We start from the raw sequence: 21,728 nt of genomic DNA on the forward strand, positions 1-21,728 counted from the left end.
TCAGGCCGGTTCCGTACTTTTGGCCCCATGCCTACATTCCTTCGCGACCTCATCCGCCCCGCCGCCGAACTGCCCGAAGCCGACGTCTGCCTCGTGGGCCTGCCCCTCGATTTCGGTACCGTGCTGGAAGGCGGCCGGGCGGGTGCGGCCGGTGCCCCCGCCGCCATGCGCCGCGAGCTGCGCCGCTACCACAAAACCTACAACCTGGAGCACGATATCAGCCTTGATAATCTGCGTATTGCCGATGCCGGTAACCTTGCCCTGCGCCACCCCGACCACGCCCGGAACCACGCCCACATCCGGGAGCGGCTGGGCCAGCTGCTGCGCCAGTACCCGCGCGTGGTGGTGCTGGGCGGCTCGCACGACGGCACCTACTCCACTGTGCGTGGCCTGTTTGATGCGAATGACGGGCAGCCGGTGGGCGGTATCAATTTCGATGCCCACGCCGACGTGAAAGACAAGGCCGAAATCAGCAGCGGCACGCCGTTTGGGCGGCTGCTGCGCGAGGGGGTTTTGCCGGGCGAGCGGTTCACCGAAATTGGTCTGCATTCCAACCTCAATACCCGGGAAGATATTGAGTTTCTGCACCAGCAGCAGGCTCATATCGTGCCCCTGGCCCATGTGCAAGAGGCGGGCATGGAGCTGTACGTTAGCCGTGCCCTGCAACGCGCCGCTACGGCTGGCCCCGCCTTCGTGAGCTTCGACATTGATGGCTGCGCCGAAGCCTTCGCCCCGGCCGTTTCGGCCCCCAGCGCCGATGGTTTTACGCCCCGGCAGGCAGTTGAAGCCGCGTTTCTGGCCGGGCAAAAAGAAGCGGTCCGGCTGTTCGAAATCGTGGAGCTGAATCCGCTCTACGACCGCGACAACCAGACCGCCCGCTTAGCCGCCACCATCATCACCGCCTATTTGACGGGCGTGGCGGGGCAGTTGAAAAACTAGCTGCGTTTAGCTTCCCACGCCACCCCGGTAGAGCGGTGGGGGAGTAAAGGACTTATAGCTGCCCGATTTTTTGGCGGCTTTGTAGGCCTTCTTGTAAGCTTTTGACTTCTTGGTTTTGCGCCGCCCGCCGGTGAGCAGCCACGCTGCGCCGGCCGCCAGCAGGCTACCGCCGATGATGGCGGCTTTGAGCGGCAGCGTGTCTTTGGGAGCGGGCGGGAGGTGCTCCACGCCGCTGGCATCGGTGCGCGCCGGCTCATTTACGTAGCGGCCGTGGGTGGGAATGGGGTAATTATCGGCCAGCTGGTGCAGGCCAGTGGCCGCCTCCGGGCCAGTGATAACCGGGCCGTGGCCACAGCCGATGGCATTGGGCTCCAGCGCGGCCAGGGTTTGCACGGACTTGCGCGCGGCCTCCCAATCGTAGTTGAACGGCGTGCCGGCGCGGCTGATTTTGGGCACGCCCAGCAGCACGGCCGGCACCGAGTCGTGGTCGGTGGTGGCGAAGGCGTCGCCGCCAATCAGCACGCGGTCGGCTTCGCGGAAGAAGGCCAGCTGGCCGGGCGCGTGGCCGGGCACATGAAACCACTTCCAATTCATGAGGAAGGGCGTGCTGGGGTCGTCGGCGTCGAGGGCCTGCACGCGGTCGGTCAGGTTGGGCAGCTGAGTAGGGAAGAAGCGGCTCATGAAGGCCAGCGAGCCGCCCACGGTGGGGTCGCGGGGCGGGTACAGGGCTTGGCCGGTCACGTAGGGCAGCTCCAGCGGATGCACGATGACGGGCACATTCCAGTGGTCGGCCAGTTCCTTGGCCGAGCCCAGGTGGTCGAGGTGGCCGTGGGTGAGGATGATGGCCTCAGGGTGGGAGCCGGGGTAGAAGAGCTTATTGGCGGCCGCGAGGATGGTTTTCATGCTGCCGGGCAGGCCGGTATCAATGAGCACCCACTCGCCGGGGGTGCCGGTTTCGACGAAATAAACGTTGACAAAGCGCTGAATGCGAAGCTGGGTGACGCCGGCGGCTACAGTATCCATGGGGCAGGGGAAAAGGTTGGTGGAGCAAATCTGTACGCAGATTTCCCCGTCGGGATATGTTTTCGGCTCCGTGAGCGCCTTGTTGGCCGGGTAAAAAATAGTTTGGCTGGGCCATGTAACGTATCGGCCAAAGCCCGGTAATCATCGTGTTGGCCGCCTCCGCAGGCAACTGGCCCGGCTCGTAGCGCATCTTTTTTTCGTCATTCCAATCTTCATTTCCCAACCCCATGAAAAACCTGATTTCTGCACTCGCTCTGGTGTGCGGCACCTTCGCCGCCACCGCCCAAACGACCGAGCCCCAGTTCAAAACCACCTGCGAAAACAACTCCTGGAACCGGGGCGACAAGCTGATGAAAGGCTTCTGCGAAACCCGCGACCTGACCATGAGCGCCCCCGCCGGCCAGCCCCTGAGCGTAAACGCCGACCCCAACGGCGGCATCACCGTTCACGGCTGGGACGGGCCCAATGTCCGCATCCGCGCCCGCGTGCAGGCCTGGGCCACTTCGGAACAAGAGGCCACGGCCCGCGTCAAGCGCATCACCATTGGCACCGCCAACAACACCCTGCGCGCCACCGACCCCAACCAAGACAAGAACTGGAGCGTGAGCTACGAAATTTTCGTGCCCCGCACCACCGCCCTGGCCCTCAACACCGTGAACGGCGGCATCAGCCTCGATAACCTCAACGCGGCCATCACCTTCGAAACCACCAACGGCGGCGTGAACCTCGCCAATTTGGGCGGCCAGGTGAAAGGCGAAACCACCAACGGCGGCGTCAACATCACCCTCACGGGCAGCAAGTGGGACGGCAAAGGCCTGGACGTGAGCACTACCAACGGCGGCATCCACTGGAAGCTGCCCCGCACGTATTCGGCCCGGCTCTACACCAGCACCAACATGGGCGGCATCCGCACCGAGCTGCCGGTGACGAAATCGGGCATGTTCCACAAGGAAGTGGAAGCCAGCCTCGGCCAGGGCGGCGCCCCGGTGCGCGCCGTGACCACCAACGGCGGCATCAGCGTGGACCAGGAGCGGGACTAGCGGCCACCGCCCGGGAACCGCTTCTACGACGCAAAATACAAGAAAATATAAATTAATATATTTACTGGTAATAGCGTGTAGGTTTATTCAGGCGCGTTTCGCGCTCCTTCCCATGCAGCAGCTTCGTCGCGTTAGTGGCTGGTTTCTTTTGATGCTCATGCTGGGGCTGAGGGGAATTCCCGCGCGAGCGCAGGACGTGCCCGATGCCGACAGCACCGAACGGCCGCCGGTGCCCCCACGTGCGCCCATGCCTTTGCCGAAAGAAGTGCTGCGGCTAAGGGCGGCGCTGAGTGTGCCCGTCACCTCGGCCGAGGCGACGGATTCGCTGCTTGCCGAGGCCCGCCGGCTGGGGTACCTGCCCGGCCAGGTGGTGGCCCTGGCTCAGTTGGCGAGCTTGCAGTTGCAGGAGGAATCCCCGCAGGCCGACGCGCTGCTGAAGCAAGCCGAAGCGCTGGCCGGGCAGCTGCGCGACCTGAAAGAAGCCGGCTGGGCCATGAACCAAATCAGCCGGCTCCAGCGGCGCTCCGGCCGCTTGGCGCCCCCGGCGGCCGGGGCGTATGGGCCGCTGCTGGGAGCCCTGGGCGAGGCCATGGGCCGCAGCGCGCCCGGGCCGAAAGTAGTTCGGATTCTGAAAGACAGCGAGTTTAGCCCTTTTGATGCTGCGGCCATTGCCCGGCTCGAAAAACAGCGGGTGCGGGGAAGGCTGGGGGCGGCCGCCAAAGGGGCGGAGCTGCCCATGCAGGCGCCTTGGCACGGCCACGATATCCGGGTGGAGCTGGGCCGGATGGACCATTGGCTCGATACCTTGCTCATTCGTGAGCCCAGCCCGCCGCAGGTGGTGCGCCAGCTGGCCGCCCGCCGCAAGCGCCGCGACAGCAGCCAGGCCCTCAGCCAGGCTTACGCCAAAGAGGGCGACTACGCCCAGGCCTACCGCTACTTTCTGCAGTACAGCGCCTACAAGGACAGCCTGACCATGGAGGCCACCACCCGCCGCCTGGCCGCGCTGGAATACAAGCAAAACCTGCTGAAAAAAGAAGCCCAGATTCAGCGGCTCACCCGGCAGCGGCTGGTGCGCGAGCAGGCCGCCCGCCGGCAGCAGCAATTTGTGGTGGCGCTGGTGGCCTGCATTGCGCTGCTGGCTGGCGTGGCGTTTGTGCTCATCCGCACCAACCGCGCCCGGCGGGTGGCCAACCGCCAGCTGCGCGAGCAGAAGGAAACCCTGCAACACACCCTGACCGAGCTGAAAGCCACCCAGGCCCAGCTCATCCAATCCGAAAAAATGGCCAGCCTGGGCGAGCTCACGGCCGGCATCGCCCACGAGATTCAGAACCCGCTCAACTTCGTCAACAACTTCTCGGAAGTCAGCAACGAGCTGGTGGCCGAGCTGCGCGAGTGCCAGCACCAGCAGCCCCGCGACCCCGCCCTGGAGCAGGACCTGCTGGACGACGTGCAGCAAAACCTTGAAAAAATCAGGCAGCACGGCAGCCGCGCTTCCGCCATCGTGCGCGGCATGCTGGAGCACGCCCGCACCAGCACGGGCCAGAAGGAATCCGTCGACCTGAACGCCCTGACCGAGGAGTACGCGCAGCTGGCCTACCACGGCGCCCGCGCCAAGGACCAGACGTTTCAGGCCCGCCTTACCACCCATCTCGACCCCCGCCTGGGGCGCGTGCTGGCCGTGCCGCAGGAGGTGAGCCGGGTGCTGCTGAACGTGCTCAGCAATGCCTTCTACGCGGTGCAGAAAAAGCAGGAAGGCCACCCCGCCGGCTACCAGCCCGAGGTGAGCGTCAGCACGAAGCGGGCGGGGCAGCGGGTCGAAATCCACATCCGGGACAACGGCATCGGTGTGCCGAACGCCTTGAAGCAAAAGGTGTTTCAGCCGTTTTTTACTACCAAGCCCACCGGCGAAGGCACCGGCCTGGGCTTGTCGATGAGCTACGACATCATCACGAAAGGCCACGGCGGCACCTTCACCCTGGAAAGCGAGGAAGGCCAGTTCACGGAATTAACGATGACATTGCCCGCCGCCGCAGCCTGATTCTCCGTGGTATTTAGCAGCCGCAGCTGAAATCGGGGTAGTCGGCGTAGAGCGGCGCGGGGGTGTCGTCGAGCCGGATGAGGTGGTCGAGCCGAATTTCTTCGCCCGATTTCAGGCGCATGAATTCGACTTTGTCGCGGATGAAAAGCGTGTCGATGACACCGGAACCGAGGCAGAGCTGGCGCAAGTCGTTGAAGTATTGCAAATCAACGCGCCGGCGCTGGGTAGCGGCGGCTTCCAGCAGGTCGTAGAAGTTGCAGTCGATGGGTTTATAGTCGGTGCTCATGGGGAGTGATTGAACGTTGTAGGGGCGGGGACAAGCCCTGCCGGGGACAACCCCGCCCCTACAACCGGTAAAATTAGCGTTCGGTGCCGTTGCTTATCGCCACTTTCCTATCTTCGCCGCACCACCCAAAAACCCACCCAATGACCCTCGCCACCCAAACGCCCGAGCTCAACCTCGAAGCCAATTCTCTCTCCACCGCCACCGGCGCGCCCTTGCCCAAGCACGACGGCAAGCGCCCGATGTTCTACGAGTTCAAGCCCGAAGAAACCGTGAAGGCCAAGCACGGCACCGAGCTGCGCTGCAAAACCTGGGAAGCCGAAGCCGCTCTGCGGATGCTGGAAAACAACCTGGACCCCGCCGTTTCGCTGGTCTACGATGAGCTGATTGTGTACGGCGGTGCCGGCCGCGCCGCCCGCAACTGGAAGGAATACCAGACCATTGTGAAAACGCTGAAGGAACTGGAAGCCGACGAAACCATGCTCGTGCAATCGGGCAAGGCTGTGGGTGTGCTCAAAACCTGGCCCCACGCCCCCCGCGTGCTCATCGCCAACTCCAACCTCGTACCCGCCTGGAGCACCCAGGAATACTTCGACGAGCTGGATAAAATGGGCCTGATGATGTACGGCCAGATGACGGCCGGCTCCTGGATTTACATTGCCACCCAGGGCATTTTGCAGGGCACTTATGAGACGTTTGCCGCCATGGCCGACCAGCATTTCGGCGGCAGCCTGCGCGGCACCATTACCCTCACGGCCGGCCTGGGCGGCATGAGCGGCGCCCAGCCCCTGGCCGTGACCATGAACGACGGCGCCTGCCTCGTCATCGAGCCGATTGACGAGCGGGTGAAGCAGAAGGTGCGCGAAGGCTACGTGGACGAGCAGGCCCGCGACCTCACCCACGCCCTGGAGCTCTGCGAACGCGCCAAAGCCGACGGCAAAGGATGGTCCGTCGGCCTCACCGGCAACGCGGCCACCATCCTGCCGCGCCTGCTGGAGCTGGGCTTCCAGGCCGAAATCGTGACCGACCAAACCTCGGCCCACGACCTGATGGACTACATCCCGGAAGGCGAAATAGGGGAGGTGCTGGCCCTGCGCGAAGCCAACCCCGAAGAGTTCAAGCGCCAGGCCCTGGCGTCCATCGTGAAGCACGTGGAGGCCATTCTGGAGATGCAGCGGCGCGGCACCATCGCCGTAGACTACGGCAACAACCTGCGCGGCCAGGCCGAAAAAGGCGGCCTGAACGTGCGCGACGAAAACGGCCAGTTTCTGTACCCCGGTTTCGTGCCTGGCTACATTCGCCCGCTGTTTTGTGAGGGCAAGGGGCCCTTCCGCTGGGCCGCCCTCAGCGGCGACCCGGCCGACATTCTGCGCATCGACCGCGCCCTGCTCGAAACCTTCCCCGACAACAAGCTGCTGGCCCGCTGGATTGAGAAGGCCCAGGCCAAAGTGCCCTTCATCGGCCTGCCCGCGCGGGTGTGCTGGCTGGGCTACGGCGAGCGCGAGAAATTCGGCCTCGTCATCAACGACCTCGTGGCGCGGGGCGAAGTTTCGGCTCCCATCGTCATCGGCCGCGACCACCTCGACTGCGGCTCGGTGGCCTCGCCCAACCGCGAAACCGAAGGCATGAAGGACGGCTCCGACGCCGTGGCCGACTGGCCCCTGCTCAACGCCCTGGCCAACTGCGCCAGCGGCGCCGACTGGGTGAGCCTGCACAACGGCGGCGGCGTGGGCATCGGCAACTCGACCCACTCCGGCATGGTGATAGTAGCGACCGGCACCCCCGAAAAAGCCGAGCGCCTGCGCCGCGTCCTCACCGCCGACCCCGGCATGGGCATCTTCCGCCACGCCGATGCCGGCTACGAGCTAGCCCAGGACGTGGCCCGCGAGCGCGGCGCGAAGATTCCTTCGATGCAGTAGGGAGTAGAGGCGGGGTTCGCCAGATGAGCATGACGTTTTTATAGCCTTCCTCACTGGCAATTATCCGCCAGAAAAAGCAAGTTGCCGCCGAAGCTGTTTAGCTACCTGCGGCCGCAATTCGTGGCCGTACGAACCTCCTAAACTTTCACAGTATGAACATTGGAATCATCGGAGCCGGCCACATCGGCAGCGCCCTCGCCGTGCGGCTCGTCAGCCTCGGCCACTCGGTTAAAATCGCCAACTCGCGCGGCCCTGAAACGCTGGGCGATGTGGCCCAGAAAACCGGCGCTACCCCCGTCACCGCCGAAGAAGCGGCCAAGGGCGCCGACCTCATCGTAGTCACCATCCCGCTGAAAAACATTCCCGACCTGCCCAAAGACCTCTTCGCGGGCGTGCCGGCCGAGGTGCCCATCATTGACACGAGCAACTACTACCCCATGCTGCGCGACGGCAAAATCGCCGAGCTCGAAACCGGCGACCTCACGGAAAGCGAGTGGGTGCAGCAGCACCTGGGCCGCCCTGTAGTGAAGGTGTTCAACAACATCTACGCCGACCACCTCCAGAACAAGGGCGTGCCCGCCGGCACGCCCGGCCGCATTGCCCTGCCCGTAGCCGGCGACGATGCCGCGGCCAAGCAAAAAGTAATGGCCCTGGTAGAAGAGTTGGGCTTCGACGCCGTGGACGCCGGCACCCTGCACGAGTCGTGGCGGCAGCAGCCCGGCACCCCGTCCTACGGCACCGATATGCCCGCCGACAAACTGCGCGAGCACTACGCCAGCCTCGGCAGCAAGCGCACCGAAGCCCAGCACGCCGAGTACCTAGCCAACCAAGCCAAGGCCGAACAGGCCATGGCCGTCCAAGGCATCTCGCTGAAATAAGCTATTGCCGGAAAATGAAAAAGCCCTGCCGCTCGGCAGGGCTTTTTTTGTGTCCCTAGTGCAGCGCTGGCCGCTGGTAGTTGCGGTGTTTCACGGCCCCTGCTAGCCTTGCGCCCCTTAGCTGCTTCTTGAGAAACTGGTGTAGCTTAGGGCTGCTCTTAATAGATTAGTGGCACTTTTCTTAAGTGAATGCAAAAAGCTACGGCCATGGCAAAATTTGTCGGTACAATTGAGGAATTCAAACGTTACATGGGGCCGTTTGTTCGGAACCTTGTTCAGAGTGTTTCAAAACCATGGAAAATGGAAGCAAATAATCAATGCGAAGGTGTTCCAGAAGAGCCGTGTGAATTTAGGGGAGAGCAGCAACTTGAAGCGGCTCACGTATCAACATTGTCTAGAGCGCAGATTGTTGAAGAAGTCTTTAATTTGCTGGCTAAGAATGGTTGCTTAGATTTGTTTGAAGCTGAACAAGAGTTGAGAAGGCGTCATAGCAGACACAGTGTGCTATTGCTATGTAAATCATGTCACGATAAATATGATGGCCGTATGATTAGAAATTAGTAACTGCGAAAATGTGTACAGCTGATAGAGTCTTTTGAACCCACAGTATCTAATTTAATAAACATGACCTTAGTAGTATCTTGGATTGCATATGACTCTCGAGGCCCATCATCCATTTATTTGTTGTCAGATAGTAGAATTAGTTGGCGTAACGGTTCGTCTTTCGATTATGCAAGGAAGGTCTTCGGCTGTGTGAACTACCCTGATATATTTGCTTACTCTGGTGACGTTCTATTTCCATCGATTGTTTTGAATCAGATTGTCAATATTATTGATTCAGGAATGTTGTTCAATGAAGCGTGGGATTTTGAAGAAAAATTTAATGCGTTTTACAATAAAATAAAACAGGTATTCCAACAGTATCCTAGTCAAGTTAAAGATATTGTAAATGATAGTATTCAAATAATACATGCTTCAAGAATATCTGATAAGAATTTCTTTTGTAGAAAAATCCGCTGGTTAAAGACGACTGGTCAATGGACGGTCGAAAATTCTGATTTTAAAGGTTATTCAGAAAAAATATTTGTAATTGGCTCAGGAGATGAAGAGTTCTTGGATAGATATCTGAGATATAATATTGGTGATGGCAAAGTAAGTAGGGCAGTATTTCATTGCTTCTATGAGTTTCTAATCAATACTAAAAATAAAACTTGCGGAGGTGCACCGCAGTTAGTAGGTTTGTACCGTAACTTAAGTGCACGTTCATTTGGGTTGATTCACAACGAAAAACGTTATTTCCAAGGTCTTGAATCCAATGACCTGACTGATTTCAACGGTGTAGAGTGGCGAAATGAATTGTTTGAAAACTGTGATGGGCAAACCATGACAATTAAATCAAATGCAAAGAGACAGCCTAACCCTCTACTTCGTTAACAAAGCAACTCCCTAGTCTTCCACAAATGATATTTTTATAATTTGGGAGGAGCGAGGTGCTGTAGGTGGCTTGGCAGTTTCTGCCAAGTCCACCTATCTAGGGTAGTCAAAACAAACGGCCCCGCTGCAACCGCAGCGGGGCCGTTTGTTTTCCATTCCAACCCGCTTACGCCCCCTCTTCCCCGCCGCTGTGCTCGTTGCGCATGCGCTTGAGCAGCGTCGCCACGGTGTAGGTTTTTGCTTTTTTCGGATTCGTTTCCTTGTAGTTTCCTTGTACATGAGCGCGCCCGTGCCCAGCACGTCCACGATGTATTCCCAGAGGGCGTTGCCGGCCTTAATGTTCTTATCCGTGAGGTTCGAGAACGGAGTATAGGTAGGTATTGAAGCTGTTGAGCTGATTCCCAGCAATAAGTCCCACCTTCGCTCCATGAAGTCCTGTCCGCCGCTCGTGTTCGCCGGCGCCCTGTGGCTGAGCGCCGGCCCCGCCGCCCGCGCCCAGCAGGCCCCCTCGCCCTACACCACCCGCTTCGCCGTGGAGGCCCCCCTCACGGCCGGGCTGCTGGGCCTCAGCGGCACCGGGCTGCTGCTGGTGCAGCACAAGCACACCGCCACCGACGCCGACCTGGCCGCCCTGGACCCCGCCAATATCCCGGCCCTCGACCGGTTTTCGGCGGGCCGGTTCAGCCCCCGCGCCCAGCTTGTGAGCGACGGCTTTTGTTACGGCACCCTGGCGCTGGTGCCCGCCCTGCTGGCCTTCCAGCCCAACGTGCACGGCCGCTACGGGCAGGTGGCTGGCCTCTACCTCGAAACCCTGAGCAGCACCGCCGCCCTCTTCACCCTCACTGTGGGCACGGTGTACCGCTACCGGCCCTACCTCTACGGCCCCGAGGGCGGCGAGCTGCGCCACGGCCCCGTGGCCACCGATTCGTTTTTTGGCGGGCACACCGCCCACACGGCCACCGCCACCTTCTTCGCCGCCCAGGTTTTTCACGATTTCAACCCCGGCTCCAAAGCCGAACCCTACGTGTGGGGCACCGCTGCCGCCGTGCCCGCCGTGGTGGCCTACTTCCGCATTCGGGCCGGCAAGCACTTCCTGTCTGATAACCTGGTGGGCTACGCCGTGGGGGCCACCGTGGGCGTAGTAGTGCCCCGCCTGCACCGCAACGACACGGTTTTCGACCCCGCCAACGTGCCCCCGCAGCGCTTCACCGATTCGGCCGTGGGCGTGGGGGTAGGGGCGGCGGTGGGCCTGGTGACGCTGCATTTCTATAAGCGGCTGCACGGCACGGGCGTTTCCATGGTGCCCGTGCAGGGGCTGAATCTGAACGGCTACGCGTATGGCGGCATCCGGCTGATGCGGTCGCTGTAGCGCGGACTACAACTGAAAGTCAGCGAAGCTAAAGTCCGTGCTACATGGCCGCCCGCCCGCCCAATCCCGTAAGCCCGATTTCCCGCTAACCTCGCCAGTAGCGCCCGCGCCGCGTTTTTCGCGCCCGGCCCTGCTCGCCCCGACCTGCTATGCAAGAACAAATACGACTCGCCGAAGCCCGCGAGAAAACTGCTAACTGGAAGCAATTTGGCCCTTACCTCACCGAGCGCCAGTGGGGTACCGTGCGCGAAGACTACAGCCCCCACGGCGACGCCTGGAACTACATCACCCACGACCACGCCCGCGCCTACGCCTACCGCTGGGGCGAGGAAGGCCTCGGCGGCCTCTCCGACGACCAGCAGCGCCTCTGCTTTGCCATCGGCCTCTGGAACGGGGCCGACAACCAGCTCAAGGAGCGTCTTTTCGGCCTCACCAACGGCCAGGGCAACCACGGCGAGGACGTGAAAGAGCAGTACTACTACCTCGACAGCACCCCCACGCACTCCTACATGCGGATGCTCTACAAGTACCCGCAGGCCGCTTTCCCTTATGAGGAATTGCGGGCCGAAAACGCTGCTCGCACCCGCCAGGAGCCCGAATTTGAGCTGTTCGACACCGGCATCTTCGCCGAAAACCGCTATTTCGACGTCTTCATTGAATACGCCAAAGCCGGTCCGCAGGACATCCTCGTCCAGCTCACCATCCACAACCGCGGTCCCGAAGCCGCGCCGCTCACGGTGCTGCCCCAGCTCTGGTTTCGCAATACCTGGACGCTGGGCTACGACGACCACCGCCCCGAAATCCGCCGCATTCAGCCCGATGCGATGGCCGCCGAGCACCGCGACCTTGGCCGCTACCAGCTCTACTGTGACCAGCCCGCCGAGCTGCTCTTCTGCGAAAACGAAACCAGTCCCACGCTCTTCGGCAAGAAGCGCAAGAAGAAAAACAAGGCCGGCCGCTACTTCAAAGACGGCATCAACGAATACATCGTGGAGGGCCAGACCACGGCCGTGAACCCCGCCCAGCACGGCACCAAGGCCGCCGCCCGCTACCAGTTTGTGGTCGAGCCCGGCCGGCCTCAAACCGTACGGCTGCGCCTCAGTCAGCCCGAGCACGCCGCCCCGTTCGCTGATTTCGACCAGCTATTTGCTCTGCGCCGGCAGGAGGCCGATGAGTTCTACAACTGCATCCAAGAGGGCCTCACCAACGCCGACGCCCGCAATGTGCAGCGCCAGGCCTTCGCCGGCATGCTCTGGAGCAAGCAGTACTATTACTACGACGTCAGCCAGTGGCTCGACGGCGACCCCGCCCGCCCTACGCCGCCGCCCGAGCGCCTCGAAGGCCGCAACGCCACCTGGCGCCACCTGCACAACGCCGACATCGTCTCGATGCCCGACAAGTGGGAATACCCCTGGTACGCCGCCTGGGATTTGGCCTTTCACTGCCTGCCCCTGGCCATGGTGGATGCCGACTTTGCCAAGCAGCAGCTCCGCCTGCTTTGCCAGGACGGCTACCTGCACCCCAACGGCCAGATGCCCGCTTACGAGTGGCATTTCAGCGACGTGAACGCCCCCGTGCATGCCTGGGCCACCTGGCGCGTGTACCAGATGGACCGCAAGCTGCACGACGGCCAGGGCGACACCGCCTTCCTCGAAGCCGTGTTCCAGAAGCTGGTGATGACCTTCACTTGGTGGGTAAACCGCAAGGACCGCGACGAGCGCAACATCTTCGAGGGCGGCTTCCTGGGCATGGACAACATTGGCGTGTTCGACCGCTCGGCCCCGCTGCCCACCGGCGGCAAAATCGAGCAATCGGACGGCACCAGCTGGATGGCCATGTTCTCCCTCAACCTCATGCGCATGGCCCTGGAGCTGGCCCAAACCACGCCCGTGTACCAGGAAATGGCCGTCAAGTTCTTCGAGCACTTTCTCCACATCGCCGATGCCATGACGCGCGGGGGCGGCGGCCATTTCAACCTCTGGGACGATGAGGACAGGTTTTACTACGATGTGCTGCACGCTCCCGACGACTCGCGCACCCGCCTGCGCATCCGCTCCATGGTGGGCCTCATCCCGCTCTTCGCGGTCGAAGTCATCGATGATGAATTGCTCGCCACCGTGCCCGAATTCCACGCCCGCGCCCTGGCCCTCATCAAGCGCCGCCCGCGCCTGGCCGAACTGGTGAGCCGCTGGGAAGTGCCCGGCCAGGCTACTCGCCACCTCATGGGCCTCATGCGTCGCAAGCGCCTGCGCAGCATCCTCACCCGCATGCTGGATGAAACCGAATTCCTCTCCGAATTCGGCATCCGCTCGCTCTCCCGCTACCACCTCGACCATCCCTACCACTACCACGTCGGCGACGAGGACAGCTTCTCCGTGTCCTACGTGGCCGGCGAGGCGGAGTCGGACATGTTCGGCGGTAATTCCAACTGGCGCGGGCCGGTCTGGTTTCCGGTCAATTACCTGATTATCGAGTCGCTGCAGCGCTACCACACCTACTACGGCGACGATTTCACGATAGAATACCCCACCGGCTCGGGCCAGCTGCACACCCTGGCCCAGGTAGCCGATGCGCTTTCCGGCCGCCTCGCCCGCCTCTTTCTCAAGGATGAAAACGGCCGCCGCCCCGCCCACGGCAACACCGAAATCCACCAGACCGACCCACACTTCCAGGACAACCTGCTCTTCCACGAATACTTCCACGGCGACGACGGCCACGGCCTCGGCGCCAGCCACCAAACCGGCTGGACGGGCCTGGTGGTGCGCCTGCTGCACAAGGCGGATGCGCAGTAGCGCGGACTCTGTAGTCCGCGAGTCAACCAATCCACTCGCGGACTACAGAGTCCGCGCTACTTTGCGCGCTTCAAACTGTTTTACCGCCCGCCTATGTCCCTCCGGCTACTTCTGGTTCTGTTGCTTGCGCTGTTCGGCGCCGCCCAATCCTCGGCCCAAACCCTCGCGCCCGCCGATTTGGTGAACCCGCTCATGGGCACCGATTCCAAGCCCGACCTCTCGAACGGCAATACCTACCCCGCCATTTCGCGGCCCTGGGGCATGAACTGCTGGATGCCCCAAACTGGCAAAATGGGCAACGGCTGGGCCTACCAGTACGGGGCCGATAAAATCCGCGGTTTCAAGCAGACGCACCAGCCTTCGCCCTGGATGAACGACTACGGGCAATTCGTGCTCATGCCCGGCACCGGCAAAATCAGGGTGGGGGAGGACGAGCGGGCCAGCTGGTTTTCGCACAAATCTGAAATCGCCCGGCCCTACTACTACAGCGTGTACCTGGCCGATTACAACATTACCACCGAGCTGGCCCCCACCGAGCGCGCCGTGCGGTTCCGCTTCACCTTCCCCAAAACCGACAGCGCCTACGTGCTGCTCGACGCCCTCGACAAAGGCTCTTTTGTGAAGCTGCTGCCGGCCCAGAACCGCATCATCGGCTACACCACCAAAAACCGGGGCGGCGTGCCCGCCAACTTCAAAAACTACTTCGTCGTCGAGTTCGACCGCCCGTTCACGGCCACCCATTTATTCAACGATAAAACCCTGACCAGCACCGGCACCGAGCTCACGGCCGCCCACGCGGGCGCGGTCGTCAGCTTCCGCACCGGCCGGGGCGAGCAGGTGCAGGCCCGCGTGGCGTCCTCGTTCATCAGCCCGGAGCAGGCCGAGCGCAACCTGCTGGAAATCGGGTCCGACGACTTCGAAACAGTGAAGCAAAAAGGCCGCGAGGCCTGGAACAAAGCCCTGGGTCGGGTCGAAATCCAGGGCGGGACCGACGAGCAGCAGCGCACGTTTTATTCCTGCCTGTACCGCTCGCTGCTGTTTCCGCGCAAGTTTTATGAGCTGGACGCGGCCGGCCAGCCGGTGCACTACAGCCCGTATAATGGCCAGGTGCAGCCCGGTTTTCTCTACACCGATACCGGGTTCTGGGACACGTTCCGGGCCTTGTTTCCGCTGCTGAACTTGATGTATCCGTCGGTGAATGCCGAAATTCAGGCCGGCCTGGCCAATGCCTACCGCGAGGGCGGCTGGCTGCCGGAGTGGGGCAGCCCCGGCTACCGCAACATCATGGTGGGCAACAACTCCGCTTCCGTGGTGGCCGAGGCGTACCTCAAAGGCGGGCGCGGCTATGACATCAACATCCTCTACCAGGCCCTGACGCACGGGGCCAACAACGCTGGCCCGCTCGAAGCCGTGGGCCGCGCCGGCGTGAGCTACTACAACAAGCTCGGCTACGTGCCCTACGACGTAAAAATCAACGAAAGCGCCGCCCGCACCCTCGAGTACGCCTACGATGATTTCGCCATCGCGCAGCTGGCCACGGCCCTGAAACGCCCAAAAAAGGAAATTGCCCTCTATACCCAGCGCAGCCAGAATTATCGCAAGCTCTTCGACAAGCAGAGCGGCCTGATGCGCGGCCGCAACCAGAACGGCACCTTCCAAACCCCGTTCAACCCCTTCAAGTGGGGCGATGCCTTCACCGAGGGCAACAGCTGGCACTACACCTGGTCGGTGTTTCACGACGTGCAGGGCCTGATGAACCTGATGGGCGGCCCCCGGCCTTTCCTGGCCACGCTGGATTCGGTGTTCACCCTGCCGCCCATCTTCGATGAAGCGTATTATGGCGAGGTCATCCACGAAATTCGGGAGATGCAGATTGCCAACATGGGCCAGTACGCCCACGGCAACCAGCCGGCCCAGCACATCATCTACCTCTACAACTACGCCGCCCAGCCCTGGAAAGCCCAGTACTGGGCCCGCGAAACCATGAACCGCCTCTACCGCCCCACGCCCGACGGCTACTGCGGCGACGAAGACAACGGCCAAACCTCGGCCTGGTACGTGTTTTCGGCCCTGGGCTTCTACCCCGTGTGCCCGGCTTCGGACCAGTACGTGCTCGGCGCACCGCTCTTCCCCAAAGCCACCCTGCACCTCGAAAACGGCCACGACGTGGTGCTGAGCGCCCCCGCCAACAGCGCCGCCAACCGCTACATCGGCCAGCTAAAGCTCAATGGCCAGCCCTACGGCCACAACTGGCTCAGCCACGCGGCCTTGCAGCAAGGCGCTACGCTGGATTTTGATATGGTGCCCGCGCCCGCCACCACCCGCGGCACCGCCGCCGAAGACGCGCCCTTTTCCGCCTCCAAGCCCGCCGCTAAGTAGCCGCGCCTATCTCCGGTGGCCCGGCCACCTCGGCCCGCGTGCGCGGCAAGCTCTCTGGATACTGCCGCTGCAAAAACGCCACCAGCCCCTCGCGCACCGCGCAGCGCAGGTCCCACAGCGCGCTGGCGTTGGCGGCACTCACGAGGGCGCGCAGCTCCAGGGTGCGCTCCTTGGAGTCCGTCACTTGCAGCACGCACACCCGCTCGTCCCAGAGCGGGCTGGCTTCCAGCAGACGGCGCAGTTCGGCGCGCAGGGCGTCGACGGGCACGGTGTAATCGGTTTGGAGGAAGACCGTGCCGGTGAGGCGGGCGCTGGTGCGCGTCCAGTTCTGGAAGGGCTTTTCGATGAAGTAATTGAGCGGCAGCACCAGCCGGCGCTCGTCCCAGATGCTGAGCACGACGTAGGTGAACGTGATTTCCTCCACGCGGCCCCATTCGCCCTCCACTACCAGCACATCATCGATGCGAATGGGCTGGGTGAAGGCTATCTGAAAGCCCGCCAGCAAGTTGCTGATGGACCGTTGTGCCGCAAAGCCCACAATCACGCTGGCAATGCCGGCCGACGTCAGAAGTCCCGTGCCCAGCCGCCGCACCGTCTCAAAGCTCATCAGCACCAGGCCCACCGCCACAAACGCGACCAGCGAAGCCGCCAGCTTCTTCAGAAACTGGAGCTGCGTGAAGAGCTTGCGCACCCGCAGGTTATCGGGCTGCCCAAGCTGGTAGCGCAGCTGCACCAGGTCCTGCGCCACATCCAGCGTCTTAATCAGGCCCCAGGCGAAGGTGAGAATCAGCACAAACTCGATGAAGCGGCGCAGCACCTCAAACGGCTTGGGCGGCAAGGGCACCAGCGGCAGCAGCAGCGACAGGGCCAGCACCGGCAGAAACCACGCGCTGGCCATGCGCAGGTGCCGGGCCAGCGAGCGGGCCAGGGCCGAATCTTCGCGCCGGTTATACGCCCGCAGCCCGGCGAAGATGACAAACCGGACCACCAGTCCGGCGGCCAGCCCGCCCAGCAGCACGGCCATACCCGTGACAATATCGGGGAAATGCGAGACGAGATGCGCCAGCGGTTCGTTCATAGTTGCCAGTTGCGCGGCCTGCCAGGCGGCCTTTGGGTGAGCAGGGTGTACCCCGCCCACGCCGGAAAGGTTAGCCGCATGGCGCTGGCAACACCTGGGCTGGTGCTACACCGGCTGCCCGCAGCGCCAGCAGAATTTGGCGTCGGGGCGGTGGCCGTTGGCCTGGCAGGCCGGGCAAACAGCCTGCTTGAACGCTGGGGCCGGCGGCGTGGTCGGGGCGGCGGGCGTGGCCATCTGGGCCGATACAATGCCCGTGGGCACGGCAATGATGGCGTAGCCCAACACCATAAGCACCGAGGCCAGCGACTGGCCCAGCACCGTGACGGGCGAAATATCGCCGTAGCCTACCGTCGTCACCGTCACCACAGCCCAATAAATGCTTTTTGGAATGCTGGTGAAGCCATGCTCGCCGCCTTCCACCACGTACATCAGCGTGCCCACCACGATAACCAGCGTGAGCACCGCCGTGAGAAACACCAGGATTTTGAAGCGGCTGGCCTTTAGCGCCTGCACAATGAACTCGCCCTCGCCCACGAAGCGGCCCAGCTTGAAAATCCGGAAAACCCGCAGCAGCCGCAGCGTGCGAATGGCCAGCAGGTAGTGGCTGCCCGCCAGCACCAGCGCCGCCAGCGCGGGCACAATGGCCAGAAAATCAACGATGCCGAGCAGGCTCAGCGCGTAGGCCAGCGGCCGGCGCACCACCAGCAGCCGCACCAGGTATTCGACGAGAAACAGCCCCGTAAACCCCCATTCCACGGCCCGCAGAAAGCGGCCATATTCGGCCGAGATGCTGCCCACGCTTTCCAGCATCACGGCCAGTACGCTGAGCACAATGGCCACGAGCAGCACAATGTCGAACGCCCGCCCGGCGCGGGTATCAGACTCAAAAATAATGCGATAGGCGACCCGCTGCCAGGGCGGCGCGTCGGCGCGGGGGCGAATATCCATGGGGCCGATGTGGTGGGGCTAGGGCGTGGGGCGGGCCTGCAAGGCCGCCAGGGCGGCCTGCGTTTCGTGGAGTTTCTTCTGGGCTTTTTTCTCTTTTTTCACGTCGTCGTGCTCCTGTTCCTGGCCGGGGGTGGGCACGCCGCTCGCGAAGTAGCTCAGCAGGGCCTCGCGCAGGGCGGGGGTGAGGTGCTCGAACTTGTGCCGGCGCAGCTTGCGCAGCAGCTCACCGTAGGTCTGGTCGGCCAGGGCGTAGGCGGTGGGGCGGGTGGGCTGGCCGGTGTCGAGGTTGGTATCGGGCAGGGGCAGGGTGCGGGTGGTGTCGGTGGGCTGCTCGTTGGTGAGGGCGCAAAACCGGGCCATCGAGGCGCGGTAGCTGCGGTGGAACTGCAGGGCCCCGGCCGCGTCGGGCAGGGTGAAGGCGTAAGGTTTCAGGGGGCCAATCTTGGGCAGCACGCTGAGCACGCCCGCCATCAGGCGCGCCCCGAAGCCCGGCCGCTCGTAGTCGTGCCCAAACTCCCGGCGGAACTGGCGGCGGTTGTTGTGGTAGAGCGAATCGCTTCGGCGAGCGCGGGGGCTCAGCTCCCGTATTTCATCGTGCTTGTTCTGCCAGGCGGCCCGCGCCGCGGCCGGCAGCAGCTGGTTCACCGCGAAGCGGAACATGGCCACGCTGGCATCCACGTTGAAAAAAAACTGCTTCATTTCCAGCCCATAAGTTTGCCGGAAGGCGCGTTCCATCACCGGCTTGCTCACCCGGAAGCCAATGGCCTTGTGGTAGGTCTGGCTGCGGAAGCGGCCGGCCGCCACCTGCACCACGTCGAAGGAAAACTCCAGTTCGGTGTGCCGCACGGTGGCCTGCTCGTAGGTGACGACGGGGCCGAATTTCGCCTTCAAATCGGGATATACGGTCGGGATAATCAGGTTGGTGCCCTCGGGGTGGCCCACGTTGTCGGCGGCGTAGTGGGCCAGCGCGCCCAGCGCGAAAGCGTACTCGTTGCGGTTGCGGGCCTGGCGCAGCAGGTTGCGCACGAAGTCGCCGGCGCGCACGTAGTGCGTGAGGTTGGTGAAGAACGTGGAGCCCAGCGGGTAATAGCCCATGTCCTGCAAAATGGCCCCGCCGTAGGCATAGCTTTTGGCCTCGTTCATTTCGTTGGCAGTGCCGCCGGGGTAGTGGCGCTGCAGCAGCGGGGCAATGCAGTCGGCCCAGGTCGTGTCGACAATGGCCTGGTGGGTGAGCACCGAATAGGCCGATGCCGGCGCGGCGGAGCCCAGCAGCAGGAAAAACAGCAGACGAAAGAACATGAAAACGGGTGCGAGACGAGCGTAACTTGGGCAACGTGGAAACCCACCCGCCCGTTGCTGGCCACGGACCCGCAGGCATCGGGAAATCCCCTAACTTGGCTTCGTCTTTTCCCACCATTCCCGCCCATGGACCTGACTACTACACTTCCCCCTCAAGTAATTGCCAGCCGCGCCACCACGCCGCGCGTGCAGGCCGTCGACGTAGTGCGCGGCCTGGCCATGGTCATCATGGCCCTCGACCACATCCGCGAATTCTGGACGCCCACCGCCGTGCGGCCCGAAGACGTGGCCCACGCCTCGGCGGCGCTGTTTTTCACGCGCTGGATAACGCACTTCTGCGCGCCCACCTTCGTGTTTCTGGCCGGCACCAGCGTGTTCCTGTACCAGCAAAAGCAGGCCGACCGGGGGCGGGTGAGCCGGTTTCTGCTCACGCGGGGCCTGTGGCTGATTTTCATGGAAATCGTAATTATCAACTTCCTGCTGCAATGGGGCGCGTTTAATCTGATTCTGCTGCAGGTAATCTGGTCGATAGGCTGGGGCATGGTGGCGCTGGCCGGCTTCATCTGGCTGCCGCGCTGGCTGACGGCCACGCTGGCCCTGGCCGTGATTCTGGGCCACAACGCCCTGCCCAATATTCAGCCCGTAACGGCCGCCACGCTGCTGCCGGCCCTGATTTACGACAGTCCATTCCTCTACCAGCTAACCCCCAAACTGCCTGTGCTGGTGGCTTATACCATCCTGCCCTGGGTGGCGGTGCTGGCCGCCGGGTACTGCATCGGCCCGTGGTTTCAGCTGCCGCTGCCCGCGCGCAACCGCCGGCTGCAGCTGGCCGGGGCGGGCGCGCTGCTGCTGTTCGTAGTGCTGCGGTTCAGCAATATATACGGCGACCCGCAGCCTTGGGCCGTGCAGGAGCGCGGGCCGCTTTACACGGCCCTCTCGTTCATCAACATCACCAAGTACCCGCCGTCGCTGCTGTTTCTGAGCCTCACGCTGGGCACGGCGCTGCTGCTGCTCTCGGTAACCGAGGATGCGCCCGGCCGCCTGACTCGGTGGCTGAGCACCTACGGCAAAGTGCCTATGGGCTATTACCTGATGCATTTCTGCCTCATCAGCGGCGGCGCGCTGGTCTGGACGTGGCTGCAATTTGGCAAGCCCTTCAATTTCTCCTTTGCCCAGCCCAAAGATTGGCCCGCGGGCTACCAGCCCAGCCTGCTGCGGGCCTATGTGGTGTGGGCCGCAGTGGTTTTGCTGCTGTACTGGCCCTGCCGCTGGTACCAGGGCTATAAGCAGCGGCACGCGCACTGGTGGTTGTCCTACCTGTAAGTCGTAAACGACGGCCGTTAGCAGTTTGAGAGGAATAAATCCGAAAGCTCAGCCGTGATTAACCCTGCGCGCTGATTCTCCGTTTCGGACTTCATCACCAGATTATCTTTCGATGAAGTTTCTTGCCTCTCTCGCCCTGGCCGGCACGTTGCTGACGGCCGCGGCTCCCACGGCATCGGCCCAGAACCGGGCCGGCTCGCCCTACCACACCCGCTTCGCCGTTGATGGGCCCATCATCCTGGGCCTGGGCGCCGTGAGTGCCTTCGGCCTGTACCGCGTGCAGCAGAAAAGCGGCCTGAGCGATGCCGAGCTGGCCGCCCTCAACAAAAACGACGTGCCGAAAATCGACCGCTTCTCGGCCGGCTGGTACAGCGAAAGCGCCCAAACTACCAGCGACTTAATCTGCTATCCCACACTGGCTATTGCCCCCGGCCTGCTGGCCCTCAACGACAACGTGCGCGGCCACTACGGCCAGGTGCTGGGCCTCTACGTCGAAACCATGCTGGCCACCGATGCCCTGTTCACTACTTCGGTGGGCAACATCTACCGCTACCGGCCCTACCTCTACGGCCCCGAGGGCGGCAGCGGGCGCTCCGGCAAAATCGCCACCAATTCCTTCTTCGCGGGGCACACCGGGCACACCGCCACGGCTACCTTCTTCGCCGCCAAGGTCATGCACGATTTCAACCCCGGCTACGCCGGCGAGCCTTTCGTGTGGGGCGCGGCGGCCGTGGTACCGGCGGCCGTCGCTTATTTCCGCATCGAGGCCGGCAAACATTTTCTGACCGATAACCTCGTGGGCTACGCCGTGGGCGCAACCATGGGCGTGGTGGTGCCGCAACTGCACAAAGTGGCTGGTCGCAACGGCATGTCCCTGATGCCGTTGCAGGGTTTAAACGCCAACGGCTACGCCTATTCGGGCATGCTGCTAAGCAAAAAGCTATAGCTAACGGTCGCGCTTAGACCATTTCAGAACCAGAAAAGCC

General features: G+C 62.7%; 17 protein-coding genes. 12 read left to right on the plus strand and 5 right to left on the minus strand.

Features of this window, described 5'->3' with window-relative positions:
- Nucleotides 1-27 precede the first annotated feature (27 nt).
- A complete protein-coding gene (locus ACYU7Q_RS01705) occupies nucleotides 28-939 on the plus strand; it encodes an arginase family protein (protein WP_460607705.1) in 912 nt (303 codons plus the stop codon).
- A 6-nt stretch (nucleotides 940-945) separates the two neighbouring features.
- On the opposite strand, the gene ACYU7Q_RS01710 is transcribed toward ACYU7Q_RS01705, so the two are convergent.
- Nucleotides 946-1,962 (minus strand): MBL fold metallo-hydrolase, encoded by a 1,017-nt coding sequence (locus tag ACYU7Q_RS01710; RefSeq protein WP_460607706.1) that lies wholly within the window; start codon nucleotides 1,960-1,962, stop codon nucleotides 946-948.
- A gap of 227 nt (nucleotides 1,963-2,189) precedes the next feature.
- On the opposite strand from ACYU7Q_RS01710, the gene ACYU7Q_RS01715 reads away from it, so the two are divergent.
- The gene (locus ACYU7Q_RS01715; RefSeq protein WP_460607707.1) at nucleotides 2,190-3,002 is read left to right on the plus strand and encodes a DUF4097 family beta strand repeat-containing protein; all 813 of its coding nucleotides are present in this window, start codon (nucleotides 2,190-2,192) and stop codon (nucleotides 3,000-3,002) included.
- Nucleotides 3,003-3,114: 112 nt separating this feature from the next.
- A complete protein-coding gene (locus tag ACYU7Q_RS01720) occupies nucleotides 3,115-5,040 on the plus strand; it encodes a sensor histidine kinase (protein WP_460607708.1) in 1,926 nt (641 codons plus the stop codon).
- Nucleotides 5,041-5,053: 13 nt separating this feature from the next.
- Here ACYU7Q_RS01720 and ACYU7Q_RS01725 read toward each other — a convergent pair whose 3' ends face one another.
- Nucleotides 5,054-5,326 carry a hypothetical protein gene (locus ACYU7Q_RS01725; protein ID WP_460607709.1) on the minus strand — a complete coding sequence of 91 codons (273 nt, stop codon included), beginning with the start codon at nucleotides 5,324-5,326 and terminating at the stop codon, nucleotides 5,054-5,056.
- A gap of 140 nt (nucleotides 5,327-5,466) precedes the next feature.
- Here ACYU7Q_RS01725 and hutU point away from each other — a divergent pair, with 140 nt between their 5' ends.
- The 7 genes from hutU to ACYU7Q_RS01760 all read left to right on the plus strand — a co-directional run bounded on the left by hutU (nucleotide 5,467) and on the right by ACYU7Q_RS01760 (nucleotide 16,094).
- On the plus strand, nucleotides 5,467-7,242 hold the full coding sequence (gene hutU / locus ACYU7Q_RS01730; RefSeq protein ID WP_460607710.1) for a urocanate hydratase: 1,776 nt from the start codon (nucleotides 5,467-5,469) through the stop codon (nucleotides 7,240-7,242).
- Nucleotides 7,243-7,358: 116 nt separating this feature from the next.
- The gene (locus ACYU7Q_RS01735; RefSeq protein ID WP_460608724.1) at nucleotides 7,359-8,120 is read left to right on the plus strand and encodes an NADPH-dependent F420 reductase; all 762 of its coding nucleotides are present in this window, start codon (nucleotides 7,359-7,361) and stop codon (nucleotides 8,118-8,120) included.
- 207 nt (nucleotides 8,121-8,327) lie between these two features.
- On the plus strand, nucleotides 8,328-8,681 hold the full coding sequence (locus ACYU7Q_RS01740; protein ID WP_460607711.1) for a hypothetical protein: 354 nt from the start codon (nucleotides 8,328-8,330) through the stop codon (nucleotides 8,679-8,681).
- A gap of 63 nt (nucleotides 8,682-8,744) precedes the next feature.
- Entirely contained in the window at nucleotides 8,745-9,554 is an 810-nt protein-coding gene (locus ACYU7Q_RS01745; RefSeq protein ID WP_460607712.1) for a hypothetical protein, read from the plus strand.
- Nucleotides 9,555-9,981: 427 nt separating this feature from the next.
- Nucleotides 9,982-10,923, plus strand: a complete 942-nt coding sequence (locus ACYU7Q_RS01750; protein ID WP_460607713.1) for a phosphatase PAP2 family protein — start codon at nucleotides 9,982-9,984, stop codon at nucleotides 10,921-10,923.
- A gap of 149 nt (nucleotides 10,924-11,072) precedes the next feature.
- On the plus strand, nucleotides 11,073-13,715 hold the full coding sequence (locus ACYU7Q_RS01755; protein ID WP_460607714.1) for a glucosidase family protein: 2,643 nt from the start codon (nucleotides 11,073-11,075) through the stop codon (nucleotides 13,713-13,715).
- Between the two features lie 93 nt (nucleotides 13,716-13,808).
- The gene (locus tag ACYU7Q_RS01760; protein ID WP_460607715.1) at nucleotides 13,809-16,094 is read left to right on the plus strand and encodes a GH92 family glycosyl hydrolase; all 2,286 of its coding nucleotides are present in this window, start codon (nucleotides 13,809-13,811) and stop codon (nucleotides 16,092-16,094) included.
- On the opposite strand, the gene ACYU7Q_RS01765 is transcribed toward ACYU7Q_RS01760, so the two are convergent.
- From ACYU7Q_RS01765 to ACYU7Q_RS01775, 3 genes are all read right to left on the minus strand, one after another.
- Nucleotides 16,087-17,172, minus strand: coding sequence for a mechanosensitive ion channel family protein (locus ACYU7Q_RS01765; RefSeq protein ID WP_460607716.1), 1,086 nt, complete (start codon nucleotides 17,170-17,172; stop codon nucleotides 16,087-16,089). The two genes, ACYU7Q_RS01760 and ACYU7Q_RS01765, sit on opposite strands and share 8 nt — an antisense overlap.
- Before the next feature lie 105 nt (nucleotides 17,173-17,277).
- Nucleotides 17,278-18,120 carry an ion transporter gene (locus ACYU7Q_RS01770; RefSeq protein ID WP_460607717.1) on the minus strand — a complete coding sequence of 281 codons (843 nt, stop codon included), beginning with the start codon at nucleotides 18,118-18,120 and terminating at the stop codon, nucleotides 17,278-17,280.
- Nucleotides 18,121-18,138: 18 nt separating this feature from the next.
- Nucleotides 18,139-19,419 (minus strand): zinc dependent phospholipase C family protein, encoded by a 1,281-nt coding sequence (locus ACYU7Q_RS01775; RefSeq protein ID WP_460607718.1) that lies wholly within the window; start codon nucleotides 19,417-19,419, stop codon nucleotides 18,139-18,141.
- Between the two features lie 126 nt (nucleotides 19,420-19,545).
- Here ACYU7Q_RS01775 and ACYU7Q_RS01780 point away from each other — a divergent pair, with 126 nt between their 5' ends.
- Nucleotides 19,546-20,742 carry a DUF1624 domain-containing protein gene (locus ACYU7Q_RS01780; protein WP_460607719.1) on the plus strand — a complete coding sequence of 399 codons (1,197 nt, stop codon included), beginning with the start codon at nucleotides 19,546-19,548 and terminating at the stop codon, nucleotides 20,740-20,742.
- Nucleotides 20,743-20,854: 112 nt separating this feature from the next.
- Nucleotides 20,855-21,688, plus strand: a complete 834-nt coding sequence (locus tag ACYU7Q_RS01785; protein ID WP_460607720.1) for a phosphatase PAP2 family protein — start codon at nucleotides 20,855-20,857, stop codon at nucleotides 21,686-21,688.
- The last annotated feature ends 40 nt before the right edge of the window (nucleotides 21,689-21,728 follow it).

The organism is Hymenobacter terrigena, from assembly GCF_054776515.1.

Excerpts from the sequence above, each read along its gene's own strand:
- ACYU7Q_RS01705 (WP_460607705.1), top strand. The coding sequence starts at position 28 with ATGCCTACATTCCTTCGCGACCTCATCCGCCCCGCCGCCGAACTGCCC.
- ACYU7Q_RS01710 (WP_460607706.1), bottom strand. The coding sequence starts at position 1,962 with ATGGATACTGTAGCCGCCGGCGTCACCCAGCTTCGCATTCAGCGCTTT.
- ACYU7Q_RS01715 (WP_460607707.1), top strand. The coding sequence starts at position 2,190 with ATGAAAAACCTGATTTCTGCACTCGCTCTGGTGTGCGGCACCTTCGCC.
- ACYU7Q_RS01720 (WP_460607708.1), top strand. The coding sequence starts at position 3,115 with ATGCAGCAGCTTCGTCGCGTTAGTGGCTGGTTTCTTTTGATGCTCATG.
- ACYU7Q_RS01725 (WP_460607709.1), bottom strand. The coding sequence starts at position 5,326 with ATGAGCACCGACTATAAACCCATCGACTGCAACTTCTACGACCTGCTG.
- hutU (WP_460607710.1), top strand. The coding sequence starts at position 5,467 with ATGACCCTCGCCACCCAAACGCCCGAGCTCAACCTCGAAGCCAATTCT.
- ACYU7Q_RS01740 (WP_460607711.1), top strand. The coding sequence starts at position 8,328 with ATGGCAAAATTTGTCGGTACAATTGAGGAATTCAAACGTTACATGGGG.
- ACYU7Q_RS01745 (WP_460607712.1), top strand. The coding sequence starts at position 8,745 with ATGACCTTAGTAGTATCTTGGATTGCATATGACTCTCGAGGCCCATCA.
- ACYU7Q_RS01750 (WP_460607713.1), top strand. The coding sequence starts at position 9,982 with ATGAAGTCCTGTCCGCCGCTCGTGTTCGCCGGCGCCCTGTGGCTGAGC.
- ACYU7Q_RS01755 (WP_460607714.1), top strand. The coding sequence starts at position 11,073 with ATGCAAGAACAAATACGACTCGCCGAAGCCCGCGAGAAAACTGCTAAC.
- ACYU7Q_RS01760 (WP_460607715.1), top strand. The coding sequence starts at position 13,809 with ATGTCCCTCCGGCTACTTCTGGTTCTGTTGCTTGCGCTGTTCGGCGCC.
- ACYU7Q_RS01765 (WP_460607716.1), bottom strand. The coding sequence starts at position 17,172 with ATGAACGAACCGCTGGCGCATCTCGTCTCGCATTTCCCCGATATTGTC.
- ACYU7Q_RS01770 (WP_460607717.1), bottom strand. The coding sequence starts at position 18,120 with ATGGATATTCGCCCCCGCGCCGACGCGCCGCCCTGGCAGCGGGTCGCC.
- ACYU7Q_RS01775 (WP_460607718.1), bottom strand. The coding sequence starts at position 19,419 with ATGTTCTTTCGTCTGCTGTTTTTCCTGCTGCTGGGCTCCGCCGCGCCG.
- ACYU7Q_RS01780 (WP_460607719.1), top strand. The coding sequence starts at position 19,546 with ATGGACCTGACTACTACACTTCCCCCTCAAGTAATTGCCAGCCGCGCC.
- ACYU7Q_RS01785 (WP_460607720.1), top strand. The coding sequence starts at position 20,855 with ATGAAGTTTCTTGCCTCTCTCGCCCTGGCCGGCACGTTGCTGACGGCC.